General features: G+C 40.5%; 22 protein-coding genes. 18 read left to right on the plus strand and 4 right to left on the minus strand.

Features of this window, described 5'->3' with window-relative positions; translation table 11 throughout:
- Positions 1–204: 204 nt before the first annotated feature.
- The 4 genes from hrcA (at position 205) to dnaJ (ending at position 4,927) form a co-directional block, all read left to right on the plus strand.
- Positions 205–1,254 (plus strand): heat-inducible transcriptional repressor HrcA, encoded by a 1,050-nt coding sequence (hrcA, locus tag H8Z77_RS10150; RefSeq protein ID WP_069986867.1) that lies wholly within the window; start codon positions 205–207, stop codon positions 1,252–1,254.
- Positions 1,238–1,777, plus strand: a complete 540-nt coding sequence (gene grpE, locus H8Z77_RS10155; protein WP_069986868.1) for a nucleotide exchange factor GrpE — start codon at positions 1,238–1,240, stop codon at positions 1,775–1,777. Before hrcA ends, grpE begins: the two co-directional genes overlap by 17 nt.
- A gap of 68 nt (positions 1,778–1,845) precedes the next feature.
- Positions 1,846–3,705, plus strand: coding sequence for a molecular chaperone DnaK (gene dnaK, locus H8Z77_RS10160; RefSeq protein WP_069986869.1), 1,860 nt, complete (start codon positions 1,846–1,848; stop codon positions 3,703–3,705).
- A gap of 88 nt (positions 3,706–3,793) precedes the next feature.
- Positions 3,794–4,927 carry a molecular chaperone DnaJ gene (gene dnaJ / locus H8Z77_RS10165; RefSeq protein ID WP_186996929.1) on the plus strand — a complete coding sequence of 378 codons (1,134 nt, stop codon included), beginning with the start codon at positions 3,794–3,796 and terminating at the stop codon, positions 4,925–4,927.
- A 411-nt stretch (positions 4,928–5,338) separates the two neighbouring features.
- Here the strand turns inward: dnaJ and H8Z77_RS10170 are convergent, their stop codons facing one another.
- Positions 5,339–6,406, minus strand: a complete 1,068-nt coding sequence (locus tag H8Z77_RS10170) for a hypothetical protein (protein ID WP_186996930.1) — start codon at positions 6,404–6,406, stop codon at positions 5,339–5,341.
- 318 nt (positions 6,407–6,724) lie between these two features.
- On the opposite strand from H8Z77_RS10170, the gene pduL reads away from it, so the two are divergent.
- From pduL to H8Z77_RS10205, 7 genes are all read left to right on the plus strand, one after another.
- Entirely contained in the window at positions 6,725–7,303 is a 579-nt protein-coding gene (pduL, locus tag H8Z77_RS10175; RefSeq protein WP_069986872.1) for a phosphate propanoyltransferase, read from the plus strand.
- 275 nt (positions 7,304–7,578) lie between these two features.
- Positions 7,579–7,872, plus strand: coding sequence for a hypothetical protein (locus H8Z77_RS10180; RefSeq protein WP_069986873.1), 294 nt, complete (start codon positions 7,579–7,581; stop codon positions 7,870–7,872).
- Positions 7,873–8,160: 288 nt separating this feature from the next.
- Positions 8,161–8,787 (plus strand): ECF transporter S component, encoded by a 627-nt coding sequence (locus H8Z77_RS10185; protein WP_069986874.1) that lies wholly within the window; start codon positions 8,161–8,163, stop codon positions 8,785–8,787.
- Positions 8,788–8,827: 40 nt separating this feature from the next.
- A complete protein-coding gene (locus H8Z77_RS10190; protein WP_069986875.1) occupies positions 8,828–9,805 on the plus strand; it encodes a permease in 978 nt (325 codons plus the stop codon).
- A gap of 8 nt (positions 9,806–9,813) precedes the next feature.
- The gene (mnmL, locus tag H8Z77_RS10195) at positions 9,814–10,758 is read left to right on the plus strand and encodes a tRNA modification radical SAM protein MnmL/YtqA (RefSeq protein WP_186996931.1); all 945 of its coding nucleotides are present in this window, start codon (positions 9,814–9,816) and stop codon (positions 10,756–10,758) included.
- Between the two features lie 17 nt (positions 10,759–10,775).
- Entirely contained in the window at positions 10,776–11,492 is a 717-nt protein-coding gene (locus H8Z77_RS10200) for a DNA alkylation repair protein (RefSeq protein ID WP_186996932.1), read from the plus strand.
- 15 nt (positions 11,493–11,507) lie between these two features.
- Positions 11,508–12,857 carry a CCA tRNA nucleotidyltransferase gene (locus H8Z77_RS10205; RefSeq protein ID WP_186996933.1) on the plus strand — a complete coding sequence of 450 codons (1,350 nt, stop codon included), beginning with the start codon at positions 11,508–11,510 and terminating at the stop codon, positions 12,855–12,857.
- A gap of 390 nt (positions 12,858–13,247) precedes the next feature.
- Here the strand turns inward: H8Z77_RS10205 and H8Z77_RS10210 are convergent, their stop codons facing one another.
- Entirely contained in the window at positions 13,248–16,400 is a 3,153-nt protein-coding gene (locus tag H8Z77_RS10210; protein WP_186996934.1) for a glycosyl hydrolase, read from the minus strand.
- Positions 16,401–16,784: 384 nt separating this feature from the next.
- On the opposite strand from H8Z77_RS10210, the gene H8Z77_RS10215 reads away from it, so the two are divergent.
- Positions 16,785–17,795: an AraC family transcriptional regulator gene (locus H8Z77_RS10215; protein ID WP_186996935.1), complete on the plus strand. Its 1,011-nt coding sequence runs from the start codon at positions 16,785–16,787 to the stop codon at positions 17,793–17,795.
- A gap of 176 nt (positions 17,796–17,971) precedes the next feature.
- On the opposite strand, the gene H8Z77_RS10220 is transcribed toward H8Z77_RS10215, so the two are convergent.
- Entirely contained in the window at positions 17,972–18,664 is a 693-nt protein-coding gene (locus H8Z77_RS10220; RefSeq protein ID WP_069986881.1) for a DUF2461 domain-containing protein, read from the minus strand.
- Between the two features lie 269 nt (positions 18,665–18,933).
- Positions 18,934–20,031, minus strand: a complete 1,098-nt coding sequence (locus H8Z77_RS10225) for a glycerol dehydrogenase (RefSeq protein ID WP_069986882.1) — start codon at positions 20,029–20,031, stop codon at positions 18,934–18,936.
- A 235-nt stretch (positions 20,032–20,266) separates the two neighbouring features.
- Here H8Z77_RS10225 and H8Z77_RS10230 point away from each other — a divergent pair, with 235 nt between their 5' ends.
- From H8Z77_RS10230 to prmC, 6 genes are all read left to right on the plus strand, one after another.
- Positions 20,267–20,743, plus strand: a complete 477-nt coding sequence (locus H8Z77_RS10230) for a deoxycytidylate deaminase (protein ID WP_069986883.1) — start codon at positions 20,267–20,269, stop codon at positions 20,741–20,743.
- 421 nt (positions 20,744–21,164) lie between these two features.
- On the plus strand, positions 21,165–22,532 hold the full coding sequence (locus H8Z77_RS10235) for a hypothetical protein (RefSeq protein ID WP_069986884.1): 1,368 nt from the start codon (positions 21,165–21,167) through the stop codon (positions 22,530–22,532).
- Positions 22,533–22,536: 4 nt separating this feature from the next.
- Positions 22,537–23,238: a response regulator transcription factor gene (locus tag H8Z77_RS10240; protein WP_186996936.1), complete on the plus strand. Its 702-nt coding sequence runs from the start codon at positions 22,537–22,539 to the stop codon at positions 23,236–23,238.
- Between the two features lie 31 nt (positions 23,239–23,269).
- On the plus strand, positions 23,270–24,739 hold the full coding sequence (locus H8Z77_RS10245) for a sensor histidine kinase (RefSeq protein ID WP_235843871.1): 1,470 nt from the start codon (positions 23,270–23,272) through the stop codon (positions 24,737–24,739).
- A gap of 5 nt (positions 24,740–24,744) precedes the next feature.
- A complete protein-coding gene (locus H8Z77_RS10250; protein WP_069986886.1) occupies positions 24,745–25,683 on the plus strand; it encodes a DUF1385 domain-containing protein in 939 nt (312 codons plus the stop codon).
- Positions 25,684–25,688: 5 nt separating this feature from the next.
- Positions 25,689–26,537, plus strand: coding sequence for a peptide chain release factor N(5)-glutamine methyltransferase (gene prmC / locus H8Z77_RS10255; RefSeq protein ID WP_069986887.1), 849 nt, complete (start codon positions 25,689–25,691; stop codon positions 26,535–26,537).
- Positions 26,538–26,551: the final 14 nt, after the last annotated feature.

Below are 26,551 nucleotides of genomic sequence, written 5' to 3' on the forward strand. Positions count from 1 at the left end.
CTTTGGGAACGCTTTGACTGTTAGCATTTGTATAACATGCACGATCACATAAGCAGTTATTATGTAAATTTGAACGAAATTTAAATCATTCTTCAATTTTTCTCCTTGCCCTTGACATTCCGAAAAGAGGGTGCTATATTATATTTAGCACTCAGATAGATGGAGTGCTAAAAGCGAGATTTGTCACACCCAGAGGTGAAATCAATGAAAAGTGATGACAGACGGCTGAAAATATTACAAATTGTTGTGGATTCTTATATCCGTACCGGTGAGCCGATTGGTTCCAAAACAGTGGCTGCGTTAATGAACAATGAGGTTTCCTCCGCCACCATACGGAACGACATGGCAATGCTGGAACGGCTGGGCTTTTTAGAGCAGCCCCACACATCGGCTGGAAGGATTCCAACTTATCTGGGTTACCGGATTTATATCAATAAATTGATGCGCCCCAGCGGCCTGTCAGAGGAAGAAAAACATCGGATTGACACCATGTTGCAGCGGGAAAAAACATCCCCTCACGCAGTGGTGGAAAACGCGTTGGAAGCCCTGGCGGAAGTTACAGGATGCGCGGCGGTCAACACCAGCAACCTTCCTAAATTTTCAGTCATCACAAAGGTAGAGGTGGTACCTGCAGGTAGAAAATTATACGCCCTGTTGATGATTACATCTACCGGAGAGATTAAAAATAAAATATGCCGTTTGGAATTTGATTTAAATCAAGAACAGCTTAGCTTTTTTGAGAACCTAGTAAAACACGAATTATTAGGTAAAAATGTGGAGCAGCTTACCCCAGTCACAATGCAAAACATGGCAGTTGCCCTTGGCAGTTACATGCTTTCCCTTTCCCCATTGTTATATGCAATCTACGAACTGTCAGATGAAATTTCCCGTCAGCAAGTAGAAATGAAAGGGGAACGAAACCTGTTGCGTTGCAGGGATTTTGATGCAGGGGAACTAATCCATTTTATCAATACCAAAAATGAGATTGGAAAAATCCTTTCCTCGGCTTTTGATGGCATAAATGTTGTATTTGGTAAAGAAACTGACACCTTTACCATTACCAATTCCAGTTTGATCCTTTCCAAATATGGAAGCGACCATCCTATGGGGTCATTTGGAGTGATTGGGCCAATCCGGTTGGATTATTCCAAGATTATCCCTTATATGGAGTATTTTTCTGAGAGTGTATCAAGGATCATTGACAATATGATGGAAGAGCAGAAAGGAGCATTGACCGATGGCGAAAAAAAATAACGATGAAAAGGAAAACCTGGATGAAGTAGTGGAAGAAACTACTCAGCAGGAAGATAGCCAGACAGAACAGGATGCTGCGGACCAGGAAATGGAGCAGCTAAAACAGCAGGTGCAGGAATTAAAAGACCAGAATTTACGGCAGTATGCGGAATTTGATAATTTTCGTAAACGTACCCAACGTGAAAAATTAGAAAGTTATAAAAATGCTACTGCAGATTGTGTGTTACAATTTATTACTGTATTGGATAATCTGGAGCGTGCGCTGGATGCAGAAAAAGAGGATAGCAGCATGAAAAAAGGTGTGGAGATGATCGCCACACAGTTTAAAGAAGTCATGGCAAAAATGGATGTACACGAAATCAATGCGTTGAACCAGCCATTTGACCCTGAACTGCACAATGCGGTAAACCAAGTACAAGATGAAAATTATGGAGAAAACACCATTTGTCAAGTATTCCAAAAAGGGTACCAGATGGGGGATAAAGTGATCCGTCACGCAATGGTGGTTGTAGCAAATCCATAATAGTTCAGATAAAAGCAAACCAATTTATATTACTATAGAAATGAAATTCATTTTAGGAGGAATTTATCATGGGAAAAACCATTGGAATCGACTTAGGTACTACAAACTCTTGTGTTGCTGTTATGGAAGGCGGCGAAGCTGTTGTTATCGCCAACGCGGAAGGCGCTAGAACAACACCTTCTGTGGTTGCGTTTTCCAAAACAGGGGAAAGAATGGTAGGTCAGGTAGCAAAACGCCAAGCAATTACCAACCCAGAAAGAACGATCATTTCCATCAAACGTCATATGGGTAGTGATTATAAAGTAAACATTGACGGCAAAAATTACACTCCACAGGAAATTTCCGCAATGACATTACAAAAATTAAAAGCAGATGCGGAAGCTTACCTGGGCGAACCAGTAACCGAGGCGGTTATTACTGTACCTGCATATTTCTCTGACTCCCAACGTCAGGCAACCAAAGACGCTGGTAAAATCGCTGGCTTGGATGTAAAACGTATCATCAACGAACCAACAGCAGCTGCTCTGGCTTATGGTGCGGATAAAGAAGACGACCAGAAAATTATGGTATACGACTTAGGCGGCGGTACTTTCGATGTATCCATCATCGAAATGGGCGATGGCGTACAGGAAGTTTTAGCAACTGCTGGTAACAACCGCTTGGGCGGTGATGACTTTGATGAAAGAATCATCAAATGGATTATTGAAGAATTTAAAAAAGCGGAAGGAATTGACCTTTCCGGCGATAAAATGGCAATGCAGCGTTTGAAAGAAGCTGCTGAAAAAGCAAAAATTGAACTGTCCAGCATGAGCCAGGTTCAAATCAACCAGCCATTTATCACTGCTGACGCAAACGGCCCAAAACACCTGGATATGACATTGTCTAGAGCAAAATTTAATGAATTGACTGCTGACCTGGTAGAAGCTACTATGGGTCCAGTACGCCAGGCGTTGTCCGATGCTGGTTTGACTGCAAATGACCTGGATAAAATCCTGATGGTTGGTGGTTCTACCCGTATTCCAGCCGTTGTGGAAGCAGTTCAGAAACAGTTGAACAAAGAGCCATTCAAAGGTATTAACCCAGATGAATGTGTGGCAATTGGTGCTGCTATCCAGGGCGGTGTTTTGTCTGGTGATGTAAAAGGTTTGGTATTGCTCGATGTTACCCCATTGACCTTAGGTTTGGAAACCCAAGGCGGCATTATGGCTAGAATGATTGAAAGAAACACCACAATTCCAACGAAGAAAACCCAAATCTTCACCACAGCTGCGGATGGCCAGACTTCTGTTGACGTTAGCATTTACCAAGGAGAACGTGATTTCTGCCGTGACAACAAACAATTAGGTATGTTCCGTTTGGACGGTATCCCAGCAGCTCCAAGAGGGGTTCCACAAATTGAAGTTACTTTTGATATTGATGCCAACGGCATCGTTCATGTATCCGCGAAAGATCTGGGTACAGGGAAAGCGCAGAACATCACCATTACTTCTTCTACTAATATGAGCAGTGAAGAAATTGACAAAGCGGTAAAAGAAGCGGAAAAATTTGCGGCTGAAGACAAAAAACGCAAAGAAGAAATTGAAATCCGCAACCAAGCTGACCAATTGGTATATCAGAGTGAAAAAACATTGAATGAAATGGGAGATAAAGTTTCTGCAGATGAAAAATCTTCTATCCAAGCAAAAGTAGATGCTTTGAAAGAAGCTTTAAAAGGCGACAATATCGACGATATTAAAGCAAAACAGGAAGAATTACAAAAACTGGTATATGATATGTCCGCTAAGATGTATCAGCAGGCACAGGCACAACAACAAGCAGCTGACCCAAATGCGGCAGCAGGAGCAGCAAACAACAATACAAATTCCGCTCCTCAAGATGATGTTGTAGATGTAGATTACACAGAAGTAGACGACAATAACAATAAATAAAAAATTGCAGATGCCGGATTGCGCCGAATATCATTCGGTGCAATCGGTATGCTTTTTTCAGCAACATTAGGGAAAGGTGGCTCTCGGTTTGGCAGAAAAACGAGATTATTACGAGGTTCTTGGCATCCAAAAAGGAGCATCCGAGGACGAAATTAAAAAAGCCTACCGCAAACAGGCAAAAAAATATCATCCTGACTTGCATCCAGGGGATAAAGAGGCAGAGGAAAAATTCAAAGAAGTCAATGAGGCTTATGAAGTACTGTCCAACAGCCAAAAACGTGCGAAATATGACCAGTATGGCCATGCCGGTGTTGACCCGAACTTTGGCGCTGGCGGCGGAGCTGGAGCAGGCGACTTTGGTTTTGATATTGGTGATATATTTGAAGGATTTTTTGGTGGATTTGGCGGAGGAAGGCGGCCCAACCCAAATGCCCCCAGACAGGGAGAAGACGCTTTTGCCAGCGTGACCATTTCTTTTATGGAAGCATGTAAAGGGGTGGAGAAAGAAATCAGCGTTTCCCGTCAGGAGCAATGCGACCATTGTCACGGTACTGGATGTGCTCCAGGTTCTTCCCCACAAACTTGTCCGGACTGCGGCGGCGCTGGCCAGGTAAAAGTTCAGCAGCGCACACCGTTTGGTGTTATGTCTTCTACCCGTACCTGTAGCCGATGCGGTGGGAAAGGTAAAATTATTAGCAACCCTTGTCCATCCTGCCGTGGAACTGGTCGGAAGAATGTAAGCAAAAAGATCAAAATTAATATTCCAGCCGGAATTGATGATGGTCAGACGTTGATGCTTCGTGGTTCTGGCAGCGCTGGTGCGAATGGTGGGCCAAGCGGCGATTTAAACGTAGCGGTAACCGTGCGCCCGGACCCATTATTTAAACGCAGAGGGTTTGATATTCTGTGTGAAATCCCTGTTACCTATACTCAGGCAGTAATGGGGGATGAGATTACCGTACCTACGATTGATGGACAGGTGCGATATAAGATTGGGGAAGGCACACAGCCAGGTACAACTTTCCGTTTGCGAGGAAAAGGTGTTACCAAGCTGCGTGGTAGCGGACGTGGAGACCAGTTGGTCACTGTGAATATTGAGGTACCACGGAATCTGAGCAAATCACAGAAGGATGCCCTGCGCAGCTTTGAATCCCAATTATCCGAAAAGAACTACGCAAAACGCAGTGGATTCTTTGATAAATTGAAAAAGATGTTTGAATAACAATCACAGGCAGTTTGATTAAACTGCCTGTAATTTTTTGTGCCGTTTTCACATGATGATATTTTTCGGTTCTATTGGAGATTAGCAAAAATGTTTGTGTAGATTTTCAAAAAGGAAATGGGGTTTTACTACACAACATATAATGCATGGTATTATTTCTGTTTATAATCATTTGGTTGCAGTATGATAATAACAAGATAAAATTTACTGTACTTTAAAAGGCAAAATAATTATTCATCCATTCTAAAAGATGTGTAGTGTCTGTTCCTTTTTTCTTGGATTGGAATAGCGAACGATCCATATTTCTGTGGCTTTATGAAAACAGAAATCTTTTTGCTTTATTGGTGTTCTTTCTATATGAGAACGAACCCATAAAATAGGCTAAGCGGATTTTTTTATAAAACATATATTTTAAAGTAAGCGTGCTAACCGATTCATTAATCCGGCTGTGATTAGGTCAATTTGATTAAAGTCGGTTGCATGGGTATAGATATTTTCCAGTTGGTTGTGGCATTCCCTTTGAGCATCTAACAGAGAAACCCCTTGCTTGAGCAATTCATTGGCAGCTTTTTTTCGGAAGCAGATGGTTTGACGGTGTTTTTTCAATTCTTCTGTATTGGTAAAACGTGCTGAAGTAATGACCCTGCAAGGAGTGAAAAATTCCTCATGATATCGGTTTGCGGTAAAAAACCCCACTCCTAACTGTGGGAAAAATAAATGTTCTATCTGGTCGGGGAAAAGAGGATTTAAACAGGTATAACATTCATGACCATTTTCCAGGGCGTATTCCCGAACCTCTTTCAAAATTTTTTCAGACGCTACCCCATATTCGTCCCGAAGCAGATAAATCCTCTCACAAAGCTGTTTGGGTGTATCTCCATATGTAAGGTAGCCTTCTGGAGTCAATGCGGAAAGAAAGCGCAGATGTTCTATATGGGAAGTATTCTGACGTGGAAATTCTTTGGGACAAATCCGCTTTACCAGACGTTCTATTTTTATGCTATCTGTCTGCTCTGCTACTAGGGCGCGATTATCCGCCAAAAGGGAACAAGCTGCCTGCAAGAAGTTGTAACAGCGGATGGATAAGAGCTGATTTCGGTTGACCAGTTGTACAATATCATTGCGGTATGGCTTGATTTTTCCATAACTGGTACAAGGATACAGGCTGATTTCTGTTTCAACTGCTATTGGATAAATAGAAGAAAGGACATGGGGTGCGGTGGCATCTAAAATAGCGGTTTTTGTTTTTTGATAGATTACGCCATCCAATGAATCTGGATTTCCCGCACAATGGATTCGTTCTACAATGTGACGATGGTCTGTAAAAGTAGAACAAATCCGGTTTAAAATAGTGGATTTTCCGCTACCAGGAGTACCTTTTAGTAAAAAACTAGTTGCTGGGGGACGAACAGCCGGCTCAAATAAAGAAAGGAATCCAGCGGGGGTGGAACTTCCTAGGAAAAAATCAACAGTAGCCATAGTATAACCTCCATTTGGAAAAATCAAAATTGCCTGTAAAATTTGTAGGAATGGGAGAGTTTAAAGGGAAAAAGTCGTTTTTTATTTTTCTGCCAGGGGGGAGCAGATACAAAAGGAAAAGCTTTTTCCGCTTAAACGAACTTTTACAATAACTTATGATAGAATTTCAGGCATTTTTTTATTGTTACCCTATTCTATGGGAAACAAAGAAAAAAGGTGAAGCGAAGCAATTGACCTTTTTTACAAGATGTATTATAATAAAATGGATATGTGCAGATAGTTGCACAGGATTTATAATTTGATAAAGAGGGAACAACTATGGCTAAAAATTTTATTGTAGAAACTTCCGCGCGTCATATCCATGTATCAAAAGAAGATCTGGCTGTTTTATTTGGGCCAGACGCAACCTTAACCAATAAAAAAGATCTTTCCCAACCAGGTCAATTCGCTTGTGAAGAGAAAGTAGAAGTGATTGGACCAAAGGGAAAATTGAGAATGTCCATTTTAGGACCAGAACGTGCGGAAACTCAAATCGAAGTTTCTGCTACTGATGCAAGAACTTTGGGTGTAAACCCTCCAGTAAGGGAATCTGGTGATATTGAAGGAACTCCAGGCTGCAAAGTAGTAGGTCCAGCTGGTGAGATCGAACTGACAAAAGGCATTATTATTGCAAAACGTCATATCCATATGACTCCTGCTGATGCTGCTGAATTTGGCGTACAGGACAAACAGATTGTTTGGGTAAAAGTAAATACCCCTGAAAGAAAAGTAGTGTTTGGCGATACTGTAGTGCGTGTATCTGATAAATTTGCTTTGGCAATGCACATTGATACAGACGAAGCGAATGCTGCACGTTGTGCTGGCGAAGTATTCGGGGAAATTGTAACAATCGATTAATCTGTTGTGATCATTGCTTTTGAAGCCAAAATTGCGCATCCAAAGTGGTGCGCAATTTTTGTTATCTCCTGGAAAAATTTTAATTGGGCCCATAAGCTAATTCATCTCTTTTTTTACAGAAAGCAACAGGGAGTTTTCAGATCATTCACATTCTAGTTATTTACACTTTGTATATAAAATGGTATAATTTTAATAATGTAAAACAAGGGGCTTAAAAAAGCGGGCTTTCGCTTTTAGATGGGTACTACCGGCATGAGCCGGGGAAAGGAGACTTTATGGAAAAACAAAAATTTTTTACCTATAAAGGGCGTCCTCTGGTAAGGAACGGAAACACCCTTTATTATGGAAATATGTGGGAAGATTTTGTTGTCATGTTGATGATTAAAGATACCACAAAACAAAATGATTTAGAGCTAGCAAACCATGTTTTAGTCCAGTTAATGGCAACTGATCCCAATATTAACCCGAAGGATTGTATCACCAAAAAAAGTGAAAAAGTTGGGCTATACAATGCGTTAGATATTGCGGATATTTGGTTGAATAGGGCGTTAAATCCAAAAAAATCGTAATCTTAAAACACAACACATATTGGATGTGTTGTGTTTTTGTTTGCAAAAGATTTATGCTAATATGTTCATTTGTGAATAAGTTAATCATACAATTTAACAACAAGGTTTTATTGTATTTTATACTGTTTTCGTGTATAATGAATTTGGTCTGCTTTGGAATATTACAATCACACAGGGACGGTTCATCTAAATAGAGAGCTAGTTGCTGCAATCGGATTATAACGATTCTAAAACGGATACATTTGCGCGATATCTGCATATAGCAGAATTGCAGCAGGAGGAATTATCATGGAAAGCGAAACAAACAAACGAACAAAAACCTTGGTACAAATTGCCCTATTGGTAGCGGTAATGATTGTGTTAAACTTTACAAATTTAGGTTTAATACCCATCCCGTTTTCTCCACTAAAAGTTACCACATTACATATACCGGTAATTATAGGGGCTTGTTTATTGGGACCAAAGATAGGTGGCATACTGGGGTTCTTGTTTGGATTACTCAGTTTTATCAATAACAGTTTTGTCGCACCAATAGTCACTTCTTTTGTGTTTACCCCTCTTTATAGCTTAGGGGATTACCACGGAAATTTTGGCAGTTTAATCATCTGTTTTGTACCGCGTATTTTAGTTGGTGTATTTGCAGGGCTGATTTTCCAATGGATGGCAAGCAAAAAATGCCGCACTTATCTTTCTGGCTTCGTAGCTGGTTTGGTTGGTTCCATGACCAATACCATATTGGTCATGGGGGGGATCGCTCTATTTTTTGGAAGTGAATATGCCAGTGCGAAATCCAGTACCTTATTAGCTGTCATTGGTACCGCAGTTGGAGTGAATGGGGTACCAGAAGCGATTGTGGCGGCAATCCTTACAGCGGCAATTGTTACTCCACTACTTAAAATATTAAAACGAGGATAATTTTAGATCTTCTTGAATTGATTTGGAAAGGAATTATGGAATGAATGTAGTACAAGCTCATCACCATGAACACGGGATCATCCAGGAGTGGATTGAACAGTTTTACAGTTGGCTGTTTCATCTTACAGAAGGAGACAAATTACTGGAGGTAATTTCCCATTTTACTTATGACTTAATCCGGACTTTTTTCATTTTTGTGGTGGTGCTGGTAGCTGTTTCTTGGCTAAAAACATACATTCCAATTGAAAAGGTGCGGTGTGCCATGGCAAAACTGAATCCTTTTGCGGCGCTGATGTTAGCGGCGCTCTCTGGATTTGTAGCTTCTGCATGTATCTGTACCAATATCCCATTATTTTTTGGCTTTATAGCGTTTGGAATTCCGTTGCATTTAGCGATGACTTATTTGATTTCCGCTTCCCTGATTAATGCGGCGTCTTTATTACCGATGTTTGCGATGGCGGGATGGAAATTTACTTTGGTTTATCTGGTATGCTGTCTGATAATAGCAGTTGTTACAGGATTCTGTCTTTCCTTTGTAGGCGGGGAAAAATATTTGTATCAGGATAGTTTATCCCTGGCACCGCCAAACCAGGACGCTGCCTGGTCCCAGCGGAGAAGGTGGGGCTATGCGGTACATGAGTTAAAGCATACTATGGGGGAACAATGGGCTTATATTGTCCTGGGTGTTCTGATTTCCGCGTTAATCAATGGGTTTATGGATTTTGAGTTGGCACAAAAAATTTCTGATACCGGATTTTTAGGAGTCTTTTTGGTAACTGTATTGGGTATTATCCCTCATACGGATGTGGTTTCTTTATTGCCAGTAATTTCTAGTTTATTGCAATTGAATGTCACTTATGGGATTATTTTTTCCCTGGTGGTTTCTTTGGCGTTTTTCTCCCTGCCGATGCTGGTCATGGTAAAACGTACCATGAAATTGCGGTATATTTGGTATACCTGGGGGATCATGTTTGTATTAACCTTGGTATCAGGCGGATTACTTTTGGTGCTTTTCTGAGGTGAATTATGACAAACTCATTTCCATATTCAGACGACAACAAACGTTATCATACTTGGAATTATCACTTGCGCCACAAATTTGGCGAAAAAGTATTTAAGGTTTCATTAAATGGAGGATTTACCTGTCCCAACATTGATGGAACAAAAGGGGTAGGAGGCTGTACCTACTGTTCCCATTATGGCAGTGGAGATTTTGCTGGAAATCCGCTGGAAAGCCTGCCGGAACAGTTTGAACAGGTCAAACAAAAGATGCACCAAAAATGGCCGGAAGCCAGCTATATTGGCTATTTTCAGGCATATACCAATACTTACGCCCCATTGGAAGAATTAAAACAAAAATATGAATCCATTCTCCAACTTCCAAAAGTAGTTGGGCTGAGCATTTCAACTCGCCCGGATGTCCTGCCAAATGATGTAGTCGATTACTTGGCAGAAATTAACCAGCGTACTTATCTGATTGTGGAGCTGGGGCTGCAAACCATCCACGATGAGACGGGCAAGCGGATCAACCGGCACCATACCTATCAGGACTTTTTGGAGGGCTACGAAAAACTACACCAAAAAGGGATTCCAGTTTGTGCCCACATCATAGATGGGCTGCCTGGAGAATCCCATCAGGATATGCTGGAGACAGCACAGGCATTATCTCAATTAGATTTGCATTGTATTAAAATTCACTTGCTGCATGTGTTAAAGCATACAGTGATGGCGGAACAATATCAAAATGGAGAATTCCCTTTGCTTCGTTTGGAAGAATATGTCCAGATTATCTGTGATCAATTGGAGGTGCTTCCACCAGAACTCATCATTCAACGTCTGACGGGAGATGGTGCAAAAGAAGATTTGATTGGACCGCTATGGAGTCTGAAAAAATTTGTCGTGCTCAATGAGATTGACAAAGAGTTGGTACGGCGGGATAGCTGGCAGGGAAAATATTATCAAAAACCATAGGACAGGCGGTGAATAGGATGGGTTGGAAAAAAGAAAATTGGACAGCTCAGGATTATACGGAACTGCTGCAATATTTGCGAGAATCATCTGAATCAAAATTCCAGCAGTTTCAGCAGCGTTTAATACCGGATACAGCAATTTTAGGTATCCGCACGCCAAAGTTGCGGTCGTTTGCCAAGGAAATTGCCAAAGGGAATGTGCCCGGGTTTTTACAGGTAGCCCAGCGAGATTGGCATGAGGAGCGGTTACTGCAAGGTTTGGTAATCGGTTATTGGAACGTTCCGTTTTCAGAACGTCTGGAGTATTTAACCAGCTATTTGCCCCTGATTGACAACTGGGCAATCTGTGATATGGTGTGTAATACATTAACCTGTTTTCAAAAAGATGCGCCGGAGGGGTTCCACTATTTGCTGGACCTGCTACAACAGGATAACCCCTGGATCATCCGCTTTGTATTGATTATGTTTTTATCCCACTATTTACAGGATGATTATATTGATAAAGTTTTGGAAGCCAGCGCTTCGGTTACAAATGACCATTATTATGTCCGTATGGGGAACGCCTGGCTGTTATCGGTTGCTTTTGTAAAATACCGTGATAAAACGGTGAATCTGTTAAAGAGCAGCCGGCTGGACGATTGGACCTATCATAAAACACTGCAAAAGATTATGGAATCTAACCGGGTAGACCAAGCAACCAAAGAATGGATTTCTACCATGAAAGCATTAAGATAAAAAGGAGGGGCAGGCATGCTGCTGCCAAAACCGGTACAAACCGCGTTGCAATTATTAGAACAAAATGGATTTGAAGCCTATGTAGTAGGGGGCTGTGTCCGGGATTTACTGTTGGGTTTACAGCCAACCGATTATGATATTACTACCAATGCATTGCCAGAACAAACCCAACAGGTGTTCCAGCAGATGCGGGTCATTGAAGCAGGGAAAAAACACGGGACAATTACCGTGTGGATCGATGATATGCCGTTGGAAATTACAACTTATCGGATTGATGGGGATTACAGCGACAACAGGCGCCCTGATGCTGTAAGGTTTACTAGAAATCTGGAGGAAGATTTGGCACGCCGTGATTTTACGATCAATGCCATGGCGTACCATCCTACCAAAGGAGTTGTCGACTATTACCATGGCCAGAAAGATTTAAAAAACCATTGTATCCGATGTGTGGGGGATCCCGAAACACGCTTTGCTGAGGATGCTTTACGAATTATGCGTGGGGTGCGTTTTTGTTCCACTTTGGGGTTCCAATTAGAAGAACGGACGAAACAGGCGTTATATGCAAAGCGCGGATTATTGGTACATGTTTCTCGGGAACGGTTACGTGATGAATTGAATAAGCTGTTGTGTGGTAATAATGTAAAACAGGTATTACTGGAATACACGGATATTATCGCTGAAATCATCCCTGAGATCATTCCTTGCCAGAATTTTGGGCAGCATACCAAGTACCATATGTACGATGTTTGGGAACACACTGTCCATGCCTTGGCGAGCACAAAACCGGATTTAACTTTGCGTTTAACCATGTTGTTGCATGATTTGGCAAAGCCCCTATGCTTTAGCGTTTACGATGGGGTGGGGCATTTTTACGGCCATCAAGGAAAAAGCGCGGATTTGGCAGAACAGATTTTAAAGCGCCTGCATTACGGCAATGATTTTTCCCAGCTTGTTGTCACCTTAATTCGTTGGCATAGTGCGGAATTTGATGGAACAGCCCGTTCAGTGAAAAAATGGCTCCATAAATTAGGGGAATCTACTTTGCGTTATCTATTCCAAGTACAGCGAGCGGATGTGATGGGAAAAGACCCGAATTATTGGTATGAAGCCAGGGAGATTGACCAGTTAGAGCAATTACTGGAACAGATTATTCGTGAAGGTCAGTGCTTTCAAATAAAACAGCTTGCGGTCAATGGCAATGATATGCAACAGCTTGGTATCCAACAGGGACGTATGGTTGGAAAAACGCTGGAATATTTATTGGATTTGGTGATTCAAGAAAAAGTCCCAAATCAAAAACAGGTTTTATTGGATACTGCAAAAGAATATCTGGTAAGCCAAACGGCGAGTAACAGTGAGAATTAAGGAATTAGTATCCTCGAGTATAAAGTGTAACACGGGCAAGAGATTTATTCTAGGTTTAGCACTGTGTTACGTCTTTAGTAGCTCGTACACAAAACAGGTATTATTAATTACTAAAGTTTGCCGACTAGAATCATATTTCCATTAAAGTTTATTCTGCCTTTATTGTGTTGGTTTGTCAGTGATTAAACAATCATGGAAATAGAAGCTGAATAAACCAATTGGAATAAATATATACTAATCACTTTACTATCATTTTTTGATCCTTTAGGATGTCCTATAGAAAAATCCTATGCCAAGTTCTGTTTTAATGGAAGATAAAAGAAATAGCAAAAAACTCCTGTGCATGTAGCGCAGGAGTTTTTTCTATATGAGAAGAAAGAGAAAAGAAATTTATTTTTTGCGTTTGGTGATTACAAGAGCAGCACCAGTTGCACCGAATAAGGTAAGGATACCAATGAGTGGGGCAACATCACCGGTTTGAGGAAGGTTATCTGCTGGATTGGAAGAAGTAGAAGAATTGCTAGAAGTATCGGATGGTGTGGATGGTTCAGAGGTGGATCCAGAGGAAGTGTCGTCAACTACCCGGTCTGTTTGTATCTGGATCAGTTGGGCTGGTTCTACCATCCCCAGTTTTACTGGTGTTGCGGAAGCGAATTGCAAATATGCCTGTTGGTTCTGTCCGTTTCCGTCTTCCCCTTCTAATCCGTACTTGATCAGACGGTTGCGGATGCCAACTACTAATTGAATGGAAATTGTGTTTTCACCTGGTTTTAAGTATTGGGAAATATCTAGCTGATATGGTGCCATTGGTACAGCGATTGCTTCGCTTCCATTTACTGAAATTTCAGGTACGCCATATAGTGTGCCAAGCTGTAGGATATAATCCTGGGTTGGATCTACTTTGTCCAGATTAAATGTTGTTGTATACACGCCTGGGTCAGCGTTGTATTTTAAGGTTGGGTTGTCCCTCCAATTGGTGAGGGCTTGTTCACCGATTGCGGTATAGGTACCATTTACATCCTGTCCAGTAACAGTCAATGTCCATTGGTCAAGATTGGTTGTAGCAACTGGTTCATCTGGTGCAATAGGGTTGCCTTTGGATAAATCTGCTTTGGTAAACACTTCAGAGGAGGCGCCAATCAGTACAATGGAACCTTTTGCAGTTACTTCACCTTGTACGGTACCATTTACAACTGGAACTTCGTAGATTTCACCAGTTTGGGCATCCAATACATAAGCTGTCGTTAAGCTGGAATCCAAATGGAAGGTAACAGGTGTCGCCTCGTTGCTGTCGTTTGTGACAAAGATTAACTGTCCGTTATTCCCTAAGTCACGGCGCATTGCAGCAAGGTTCTGATTGGTATCATAAGTAATTTCAGGGTTGGAATTTTCTTTTACAAATGCAGCCATCTGTGCTGCATCGTCAAAGCTAGGACTATTTTCACGGGTAATCATAGCTTGTGCCAAATTTGCGACAATAGCATCTTGCGCCGCATAATCTCCAGCGGAGTAGGAAGGCTGCATGTAAGGTGTGGTTCCGTATATCGCTATAGGAGCGCCTGCGGAAGATAACTGGTCAATTGCTGTCATGGTAGATACAGGGATGGAAGATACATCTGGAAGAACTAGAGCATCATAGGTTTTTCCATTTACTATAATGCCGTTGTCATAGGTAGCGGATTCAATTAATTCTTCATTGATCCAATCCCATGCTAATCCAGCGTCATCCAGAGCGTTGATCACTGGGGCAAATTGGGCGCTGGTTTCATCCGCGAACAGTGGCAGGTAAACCAGAACATCCGCAGTGGATTTTCCTTCCCGGAACAGGTATTGCAACCGTGCTACATAATCATTTAAAGAATTGATATAATTGAAATATGGGTCTGCTTCAGAAATCGTAGTAGAAATATCATAGCCACTATAACCGGAACAGAAGGCGGACCAGTTTTGTACCCCATAGCTGTTGGTTTCGTCGTTATAGACATAAGGGAAGCCATGGTAAATCATTTCGTTTACACCAGAAGATAAAATCTGGTCAGCCTGCTGGCGGTAAACTTCTGGCGTCATTTTAAAGTTTCCAGCCCCGTCTTCATCTACATAGAATACCATAGATTCACAGCTTACCATGTTTTTATCATAGAAATGGGCGCCGGAGCTAACTACTTTATTGTTTGCAACATTGCTTTGTTCTGTTTCTGGAATATCCTCCATGCTGGTAGCTTTAATAATATCCATTGGAGTGTTGTAGCCCTGTTGACGGAATAATAAACCAGTATCTTTTAGCGCTTCTTGGCTTCCTGTATACCATCCGTCGTAGAATCCGTTTGCGACCGCCCTATTGTAATCATAATTCAAACGGTCGTTGATTCCTGCGTTTTCCGTATCCTCAAACGCAAATTCTGGTGCGCGGTTGCCGACAAAGAAAGAAGCAATTTGATCTTTACCAGGCATCAGTAATGCTGGGGTATAGTCTGTGATATCGTAACCATTGATTTCCTTAAAATCTTCTAATACGGTATCGCTGTAAATCCTTTGGGCAAAGAATTCATAGCTATCATTAAATGCTGCACGTAATGTTCCATCTTCTGTATAAGGAAGTAATGTTTTAATCTGTTCTAGCCAGTTATCGTAATAGCGGGCAACAGCGTCTGCATCCAATACATTTACCATGTAGGACTCTTCCCCTGGTGCACCTACTTCAACTGAACCAATCGGATTGCTTCCAACATACATGGAATATACCGCGATAATCTGCCATTGTGCGGAAGGGTCTGGGCATGTCCAGTTAAAAGTTCCGCTTTCCTTATCAAAGTCAGTGATTTTTTCCACGCTGGTCATATCCAATGTTACCGTGTCGTTGAGTACTGTATAATCAGGATTGCGTTCCCCATCCATCACTTTTGCGGCTAATAGAGTGATCAGTTTAGCGGTTTCTGGATGGTAGTTCATAGTTCGCCATCCGGGTTTAATTGTAGAATCGTTGTTGTTTGGGTCAAACAGTTCATACATGTAATTTTTATCGCTTAATTTTGGGATTGCAGCGTTTATCTGGTCACTGTTTACCACAACATCAGCAGACATTAATGTTTGTTCATTGTCCTCTAATGGTACAAAATCGGCGCCTGCACAGTAGCCACTGCCCATATTTAGATCTACTGTCATCCCTTTTTCCCGGGCAAAATCCAATACAGCCCGAACTTTTTCAAAAAATTCCTCTGTGCCAAAATCCTTTACAGGGCTATTTGGATCGGAGGTTGCTTCTGGTTTTAAGGAATAGTCAAATGGTTGGATTTCTACCCCGCCAAAACCATTATCATATAATACCTGCATTTCCCGCAGCAATTCATCTACCTGGACATCACCACCAGGCCACCACCAACGTACTTTTGGACGGTAATCACTGCCTGGGTCTTTAAAAGAGTTTGCCAGGGCTGTTGTTTGGCTATCAGTTGCCATTGCTGGAAAACTTGCAATTGTAGCAGTAGCTGCTAAAGCAGCAGCCATACCAACCGCAAGAATCCTTTTTTTCCAAGAATATTTCATTGCTTTTCCTCCTTTTAATTGGGTGTGTTTCCTTTGCGATAACCTCATTATAACAAAACAAAATGGAACGAAAAATAGAAAAAATAGAACAGATTGAATTTCAAATATATAAAAAGTAGAACAAAAAAACAATATTATAATTAATTTTTTGTATGAAACGCAGCAAAAAATTAGTGGTTTACAATAAAAATTCAATTTTCTATTTAACTGTTTTTACTAAATTTAAAAGATTGGTTTGTGAAATTATTACAATAAATAAAGAAGAAAATTGTTCTATTTTACGGTTGTTTTGCAAAAATGGTTTGGTTGTGTCTATTGAAATAATGAAAGAAAGTGAATATAATTGAAGTATCTAGAAAAAGAAAGGGATAAGGGAGAAATAGAATGTCAGAAATACAAACAGTAGAACAGTTTATAATGTCCTATGCCAAAAATAATGTGACGGGGAGTAAGGAATTTTCCCAATTTACCAGTTCCCACTATGGGTATCTCGCCCATAAACAGGATGGAACAGCAGTATTTGGGACGCAAAGGATTTTTCAAGGGGATCATTTGAGGATTTATCTCCATCCCTTTAATGCTCCTTTATATGGGCTATCCCCAAAACATTACCACAATTATTTTGAGATGGGATATTTGTTACGAGGCAGGGCAACCAGTATCAGTGATGGAGTGGAAACAGAACTTATAGCGGGAGATCTATTTATTTGTAATTTGCAATCCCTTCATCAATGTAAAACATTCGGGACAGACGATTACCTATTTAATATCATGATTATGCCCAGTATGTTTGATGATAGCTTTTTGCAGATGATTGAAGGGAATCACCTGTTCACCTCATTTTTTATGAATTCTATCATGAATGTAAACAATGAAAATTCCTGTATGGTTTTTCATCTACAACCAGAGAGTTCTCTGCAGTTTTTCCTGCATAAATTGATGGTAGAATATCTGTCTCATCCAGAGCAAAAAGACCCTGTTTATTTACGGCTGCTATTGGCATGTTTTTTTCGGGAATTGGGGAGAAATTATGGGGACAAAATGGAACAGGAAAGCCAGCAGGAACAAAAAGATTTGTCTATTTCCCAGGTAATTTCCTACTTAACAGACCATTTTTCTACCGCTACCCTGCAATCTACTGCGGAACATTTCCACTATACTACTCGGTTTATGACAGGGTATATTTCCCGTTATACCAACCAGTCTTTCTCTGATATCATGAAAGAATTAAAGTTGCGAAAGACCTGTGAGTATATTTTGAATACTGATGATACTTTTGAAGTTATTGCGGAAAAAGTGGGATATAGTAGTAGCGGTTATCTAAACTCTGTCTTTCGCAAAAAATTTGGAATGAGCATGGGGGAATACCGAAAGTACCATCGTGGAAAAAAATAATGTTTTATGATATGTTCATCTTAGAAACTAATGAGAACAACTATTGAATTTATATACAAAAAGAGAAATCCGTAGAGTTGGATTTCAATGGCATCTTCAAAATGAATACCCTAGTAAGTATCTAAAGAAAAAACGCCCTATTTTTATAGGGCGTTTTTAAAGGTTCAGCTATAAAGTTAATCTTCCCGGTTGTTATGGCTTCTTCTCGTTTCCACTGCCATGAGAAAATCATAAACAGGTTTTAGTTGTTCAAAACCTTTGGCAATTGTTTGGTATAAATCTTCCGAGAAAACCAGGTCGAAATCTGTAATGGTATTGGAAACTCCAATCTGCTTCCGATCTAGCCAGTTTTTGATATCCTCTGGTTCATTTGGCGCTTTGCTCCGTTTCAATGGTTCCCCATATAAGGAGAAGATTTTTGCTTTTTCCACTGCCTGTTTTGCCTGTAAAAAAGCAGGTTCTTTCTTTAAAATCATATCCCGGTAGCACAGCATAGATTCACTGGATACTTTGTAGTATCCCACTCCATATTCAAGACCATTGGCGGAAATATCAGCAAAATATGCAGGTAATCCATGGTACAGTTTTTTATCTCGGATAAACAAAATCCACATATTGTCTCGGTACAAAGATTTATCTTTGGAAAAACGAGTGTCCCGATAAATACGTGAAATCGCTTTTGTGGGCTTTGGAATTGTAATAAATTGAGGGTCAATTTTCAGTACAGTTGGAGTTAATTTTTCTACCAAATCGACCAGAGGGTCTAATACTAGTTCCTGATATTCCTGCTTGTGGGAATGGAACCATTCTTTGTTATTATTGAGTTTGTTTTCAAATAAAAAGTCCAGTGTTTGAGGGGTAAAACGCATCCAATCATTCCTCCTTAGAAGATCTGCCTCATCCAAAATAGAAATGGTACGATTGATAAGATTATTATACCGTTATTTTAGAAAAAAGACAAATCTATTTTTTCGACAATATCAGATTCTAGTATAGAAGGAATGGAAGATAGAAAAACGGAATGATCAAAATATAGGATAGATACAAGTATGAATTTTTGTAGATTATAGTAAAATAGAGTAAGGATTATATTTTAGTGTGATAAAAGGGTACAGAATGTTATCTGTACCCTTTTGGATTATTCTCCTAAGAAATAATGGCCATATGCGTCCGCTGCCAAAATAGCGGATTTTACTTTTTCTGGTGTTACTTCAAATGGCATATTATGTAGCGTATCATTTTCTGCACAGGCGGCGGTTGCTACTGCCATGATTTTTTCATCGGTTACTTCTTGGACACCCAACTGTTTTAAGGTGACAGGAAGGCCGACTTCAATACAGAAGTCAATAATATCCGCTAGTTCTTCCATTGGAATGTTTTCCAGAATCAATTGTGTAATCGTACCAAACGCTACTTTTTCCCCATGGTACATATGGTGGCATTCTTCCAGTACAGTAAATCCATTATGAATTGCATGGGCACCAGCAAGTCCACCGCTTTCAAAGCCTAAACCAGAAAGTAAGGTATTAGCTTCAATCACCTTTTCAACGGATTCTGTACAAGCACCAGCTTCCAACGCGATTTTTGCTTTCACACCTTCTTCCATCAAGGTATCAAAACAGAGTTTTGCAAGTGCCATAGCAGCTCCAGTTGCCTTTCCGCCAGCACATGTAGCAGCATCGGAGCGTTGGCATGCCCTTGCTTCAAAATAGGTAGCCAAAGCATCCCCAATCCCTGCAACTGTTAAACGGACAGGGGATTTTACAATAATATCAGTGTCCATTAATACTAGGTTTGGATTAGAAGGAAGGAATAAATATTCCTCAAACACCCCTTCATCGGTATAGATAACAGAAAGGGCACTACATGGAGCATCGGTAGAAGCAATGGTCGGACAGATTAATACAGGTGTGTTTTTATAATAGGCAACTGCTTTTGCAGTATCAAAGATTTTTCCACCACCAATACCAATTACAAAATCACAGTTTTCCTGCTCCATTACGGCTACCAAACGGTTGATTTCGTTTTTACTACATTCTCCGTTGAACAAGTCAAATTGATAGGTGCAATCCTGGTTTTGGAAACTCGCTTCAATTTCCGCGCCAATTCGTTTTTTTCCACCACTGCTAATCAGGATTAAAGCTTTTTTTCCGTATCCAGCAGCATATTCTCCAATTTTTTTCATTTCTCCAGAACCCTGTATATATTTTCCAGGGCTAATTAAAACTTTTGCCATGATAAAAACCTCCTTACTTTACAAAAGACACGTCTTTTATTTATTCAAATTATAACATAGCCAAAAGATAAAATACAGCGATTTATAAAAATATTTTTCGGTTGTTTTGTAAAGAAGAGTCTGGATAAAATTTGTATAAAAAAGCAAAAATAACCTTCCTTTTTTCTTGCGGTTATGGGCTTTGTTGTGATATAATAAAAAATAAAAAGAATTGTATTTTAGGAGGCGAATCGGTTTGAAACGGAAGGACTACCTTTCTTGGGATGAATATTTTATTGGGATTGCAATGCTCTCCGCACAACGCAGTAAAGACCCTAATACACAAGTAGGGGCGTGTATTGTAGATGGGGATCATAAAATTTTATCATTGGGCTATAACGGCATGCCAGTAGGGTGTAGTGATGACCGGCTTCCTTGGAATAATCAAGGGGATGCTTTAAATACAAAATATATGTTTGTGTGCCATGCAGAACTAAATGCTATTTTAAATAGCGGGAAAGATTTAAAAGGTTCTACTATTTATACCACCTTGTTCCCCTGTAACGAGTGTGCCAAGGCAATTATCCAGGCAGGAATTCGGCATGTGGTATACTTATCGGACAAATATGCAGAGACTGATGCTACTATTGCTTCTAAAAGAATGTTTGATATGGCAGGGGTCACCTACCATGAATATAATCTTCACGGTAAAACGTTAGAGTTGAATTTATAAAAAGAATTATCTTATTTTGTAAAACGGGTATTATTTTATAGGAAAGATAGTTTTTACAGCTTGGTATGCAGGATTTCTAATAGATTGTTTCGCAGATAGGCTGTTTTAAAATCTATTCCAAACATAAGGATAGAAACTCTTTTCAAAACCAGGGTTGTTTTGATTGGATTTTTTTCATATATCAATGTGAGGCAGATTTTAGAACCAACACGATACATATGTTAGTGACATAATGTAATAAAAATTGCCTACCTGAATCCAAAGATTCGGGTAGGTTTTTTGTTTGTTTTGTTTGTTACAGTTTAGAAATAAATTATTCACTGGTTTTTTTGGCTGCCCGATTGTAAATTGGAAAGTAATATGATAAAATAAGAATGATTATCATGGATGATTATGTGGTTTTTCAGAGAGGGGGATAAGATTGAAAAGGATCATTGCGGTTATCTTGGCTTGTTTATGTTGTATTTCCTTAACGGGATGCGACTATGTCCAAACAGATATTGATAGCATGATCTCCCCACCGAAAATGACAGAACAGCAAGCGGATATTTACAAGGCAATGAAAAAGTCTTCCCTAGTCGAGGATGATGTTGTACTAAAATACCCACAGAATGGGACCAACCGCTCCGCAATTGTGATGCAGGATATTGATACCGAGATTTCTGAGGAAGCAATGGTATTTTATAAAAATGTAAGTAAAACAACATCCAGCGATATGGGGCTAAAAATTTGTTTGTTGGACCAAATAGATGGAAACTGGAAGGCAAAATGGACCGTTCCCCTCAGCGGGACCTCGATTGACCAAGTTTCTTTTTTAAAGGAACCGGATACCAACCAAAAATTTGTGATTGTAGGGACATCTGATGAGAAAAAAACGCAAAAGCAATATCAGGTATTCTCCTACACACAGCAGGGCTTTTACGAAGTATACACCAACTCTTACCAAGTGTTGGAAGTATATGATTTAAACCAAGATGGTAGAGATGAGATCATTACTGTAGTACAATCAGGGGATTTACAGGATAGCAAGGCCACTGTAAAAGAAAAAACACAAATTGAAACCATGGCGGTGGTAACAGAATATCTTGGAGGGCAATTCCATCAAACATACCAAACGCCCATGAATCAAATTGTTGCGGATTATATTAAAATTACAAAAAATGAGGATTCGTTTGGCCGGCCTGCCTTATTCTTGGATGAACTGATTGGAAGCTCTACTTATGCAACCGAAATTTTAACTTTTTCGGATGGACAACTGGTGAATTTAACCTATGGTTCGGATATTTTTAGCCAAACAGTAAGGACGCAAGTGCCTTCCTGTTATGATATTAACAGGGATGGGAAAATCGAGATCCCGAATACCAGCTTTATGCCTGGTTATAACGAGGAAAGTGAAAATCCAGTGTATTTGACAAAATGGTACCAACTGGAAAATGGAGTATTCCAACTGGTAAGTAACACCTATATTAACTACGCCCAAGGATTTGGAATTATTTTGCCCCAAACCTGGGAGCAAACAGTAAGCGCCAACTCTGTTGTGGAAAAAGATGAGATCGATTTTTATATTTATCAGGATAATACAGAACAACAGGAAAAGATTTTTACTTTAAAAATGGATACTTCTGCCAACATCCGAAGTACCGGGATGCCAACGGGGTATTTTGAAATTATGACAATGGGGCAGATTGTATTTTTGGCGAAATTGTACCAAACTTCTGACCCACAATACAATTTGACAGAACAACAATTAAAAGAAAATTTTATTGATTTACATTTAATGGGGGAATAGAAGGATGAAAAGAATTTTAGTCTGTGAGGACGAAGACGCAATCCGTGATTTTGTGGTGATTAATCTGGAGCGTTCTGGCTATACAGTAGTGGATGTTAGTTGTGGGGAAGATGCCCTGCGGGTATTTGAGGAGCAACATGGCGATTTTGACATTGCCTTATTGGATATTATGATGCCAGGAATTGATGGCTTTGAGGTATGCAAAAAACTCCGAGAAAAAAGTAGCACCATTGGGATTATTATGCTTACCGCAAAAACGCAAGAGATGGATAAGGTACGTGGCTTAATGTTGGGCGCAGATGATTATGTGGCAAAACCATTCAGCCCTTCTGAACTGGTTGCGAGGGTGGATGCTATTTACCGCCGTGTCAACATGATGGTAAATCAGCCTCAGCAGATTAAAACCATTGTATCCGGTCCATTTGAATTGAATCCGAAAAGCCGGATTCTCAGTAAAAACGGGGCGCCGATTGACTTGACCCAGGTGGAATACCAGATTATGGAGATGTTTTTGAAAAATCAAAATATCGCTCTTGATCGCACTCAAATCCTCAACCAGATTTGGGGGGATAACTACTATGGCGATGTAAAAATTGTGGATGTAAATATACGCCGTTTGAGAATGAAGGTGGAGGATGAACCATCTTCCCCAAAATATATCCAGACTATCTGGGGTTTTGGGTATAAGTGGAGTAATGGAAACTGATTTTAACTGAAAAAATGAGGAGGTGTAATTTTTGTCTGTAAAAAAAAGCATCACCCAACGGTGGATGGTCAATACATTAGGGTTGATTTTGTTATTGTTGATCGTCCTTAACATCGGGTTTGCGTACAGTATCAAAAATTATTACTACTCCGGAGTTCGGCAGGCGGTTATTTCCAGCGTGGATTCCAATTTCAAACTGATCCAGCTCTACTCGAATGATCCGACCAAAAATATTAGCAGTGAAATTAGAAACCTGGTGGAAAGCTATTCTGAAAAGGATACCATTGAATTGATGTCGATTGATTTTAATGGGAATATCACCTATACTTCCAGCGGATTCCCCTATATGGGAGAAAGCAATCCACCGGATTATGTGCAGGCATTGAACTCGGCGGATGGGAAGGGGTACCATGTAGGCAAACTGGAGACAGGGGAAAAATACATGGCAGTTACCTCGTTGATTACCGTAACCAATAATCAGTTTTCCGCCTTACGTTATATGGTTTCCCTGGAGCAGGTAGACTCCCTGCTGTTAAAGCTAGTGCTGCTGTTTATTGGGGTTAGCATTATTATTGTTTTATTTGTGATTATATCCGGTTCCTTTTTTATCAACTCCATTGTCCGCCCTGTGCGAGAAATGGGGGTTACTATGCGAAAAATCGCAGCAGGTGATATGAAAGTACGGATGCGGTGGGATTCCCAGGATGAACTGGGGGAACTTTGCGAAACGATTAACTATATGGCGGATGAGTTATCCAATTCAGAACAGTTGAAAAATGAATTTATTTCTAGCGTTTCTCATGAGTTGAGGACGCCATTGACTGCCATCCAGGGATGGAGTGAAACCATTTTAAGTATTGGGGTAAACGACACTGAAACCGTAAAAAAAGGCATGCGTGTGATCAGCAATGAAACCGAACGCCTTTCCGATATGGTGGAAGAATTACTGGATTTTTCTAGGATTCAAAATGGACGTTTTAAATTGGTAAAGGATAAAATGGATATCCTGGCAGAGCTGGAAGAAGCAGTATTAATTTATACCGAACGGGCAAAACGGGATGGGAAACAGCTGGTTTATGAGGATATGGAAATGTTGCCCATTATTTATGGAGATAAAAATCGAATTCGACAGGTGTTTATCAATATCATTGACAATGCGTTGAAATATTCTGATGCTGGCGATACCGTTACTGTTACCGCACAGGCGGTAGAACATAAAATAGTGGTGACGGTTGAGGATACCGGCTGTGGCATTGCGGAAAAGGATTTGCCACGGGTAAAAGAAAAGTTTTATAAAGCGAATAACACTCGCCGTGGCTCTGGAATAGGGTTAGCAGTTGCTAGCGAAATTATAGCCATGCACGATGGTACGCTTACCATAGAAAGCCAGGAGAATGTTGGAACAAAAGTGGTAATCACTTTGCCAATTGATCAGGGAACAAATGAACAAACAATTACAGATTTTCCACCAGAAACCGGTGGGATAACAGAAAAAGGGTGACAAAATTGAACAAACCAATTAAAAGCAAAATCGGAGGTCAGGCGCTGATTGAGGGCATTATGATGCGCGGGCTTGACAAAACTTCTATGGCGGTACGGCTGCCAAATGGGGAAATTGATGTAGAAAAATGGGATTCTGGAGATTTAGTGCATCCAAAGTGGTACCGGAAAATTCCACTTGTGCGGGGCTGTGTAAATATGGTAGAATCTTTGATTGTGGGCTATAAGTGCTTGATGAAATCCGCGGAGAAGTCTATTCCTGATGATGAGGAAGAGGAGGAACCTTCCAAATTTGAACAAAAAATAGAATCTATTTTTGGGGATAAACTGTTTAAAATTGTTGGAACAATTGGTACTATATTGGGCGTAGTATTGGCGTTATTGCTTTTTATGTACGTTCCAATGCTGATTGTAAAAGGTATTTCTTATTTGGTACCGCTGGGAGGATGGAAAACCGTAATAGAAGGTATTATTAAAATTATTATTTTTATATTGTACTTATGGGGGGTATCCCGTTTAAAGGATATCCGGCGTACCTTTGAATACCATGGTGCGGAACATAAATCCATTGCTTGCTATGAAGCAGGAGAAGAATTGACGGTGGAAAACATCAAAAAATACCGTCGTTTCCATCCTCGTTGTGGAACAAGTTTCCTTTTAATTGTTCTGGTCATTAGTATTTTGGTATTCTCTGTAGTGACCTGGAACAGCATGTTAATCCGCATTTTATTAAAAATCGCTTTGCTTCCTGTTGTGGTGGGGATTTCTTATGAGATTATTCGCATTGCAGGGCGTTATGATAATATTGTAACACGAATTATTTCCGCACCAGGATTATGGCTGCAACGGCTGACAACCCGTGAACCGGATGCAAGCCAGATTGAGGTTGCGATTGCCGCATTAAAAGAAGTCCTTCCAGAAGATCGGGATGTTGACCGGTGGTGAAATAGATGGATTTAAGACAACTGCAAATGGCAGTAAAAAATATTCTGTTAGAACATACAGGGGATTCCGCTGGATTTGAGGCGTTTTGTTTGGTGCAACTGGCAACAGGGAAAGAGCGTCAACAAATCCTGTTGGGAAAAGGAGAGCCTGTCCCACAGGAGCAACAACAAAAGGCTCTGGAGCTGGCACAACAACGCGCCAAGGGCTACCCACTTCAATATTTGTTGGGACAATGGGAATTTTATGGACGGGAATATTCGGTTGGGGAAGGGGTATTGATCCCTCGCCCTGACACAGAAACCATCTGTGATTGGGCAATTGAATGGATCAATGGACGTCAATTGCAGATTGTTGACCTTTGTGCGGGTTCCGGCTGTATTGGGATCACCCTGGCCTTGGAGTGTCCTGGCTGTATGGTGGACGCAGTGGAACTTTCTCCACAGGCGATCCCCTATTTGTCTAAGAATATCGTCCGCCATCATGCGAATGTCACCCTGATAGAAGGGGATGTGTTGCAGGAGCAGCTGGTTCACCAGGTAAGAACATTTGATCTTATTGTGAGCAATCCCCCTTATTTGACCGCCCAGGATATGGAGGAATTGCAAAAGGAAGTAACATATGAGCCGGCAATGGCTTTATATGGCCAACAGGATGGATTGTACTTTTACTGGGAAATCACAAGGTTATGGAAAGAAAAATTAAATCCTGGTGGAATGGTCGCCTATGAAATTGGAATGGATCAGGAACAGGATGTAATAAAGATATTGCAGGAGCATGGTTTTGTACAGATTGGGTGCCGTCAGGACCTCAATCATATTACCCGTGTGGTGTATGGAATGAAACCAGCTGATTAAGGAGGTTTTCGATA

This window comes from Clostridium facile (assembly GCF_014297275.1).
Taxonomy (GTDB): domain Bacteria; phylum Bacillota; class Clostridia; order Oscillospirales; family Ruminococcaceae; genus Massilioclostridium; species Massilioclostridium facile.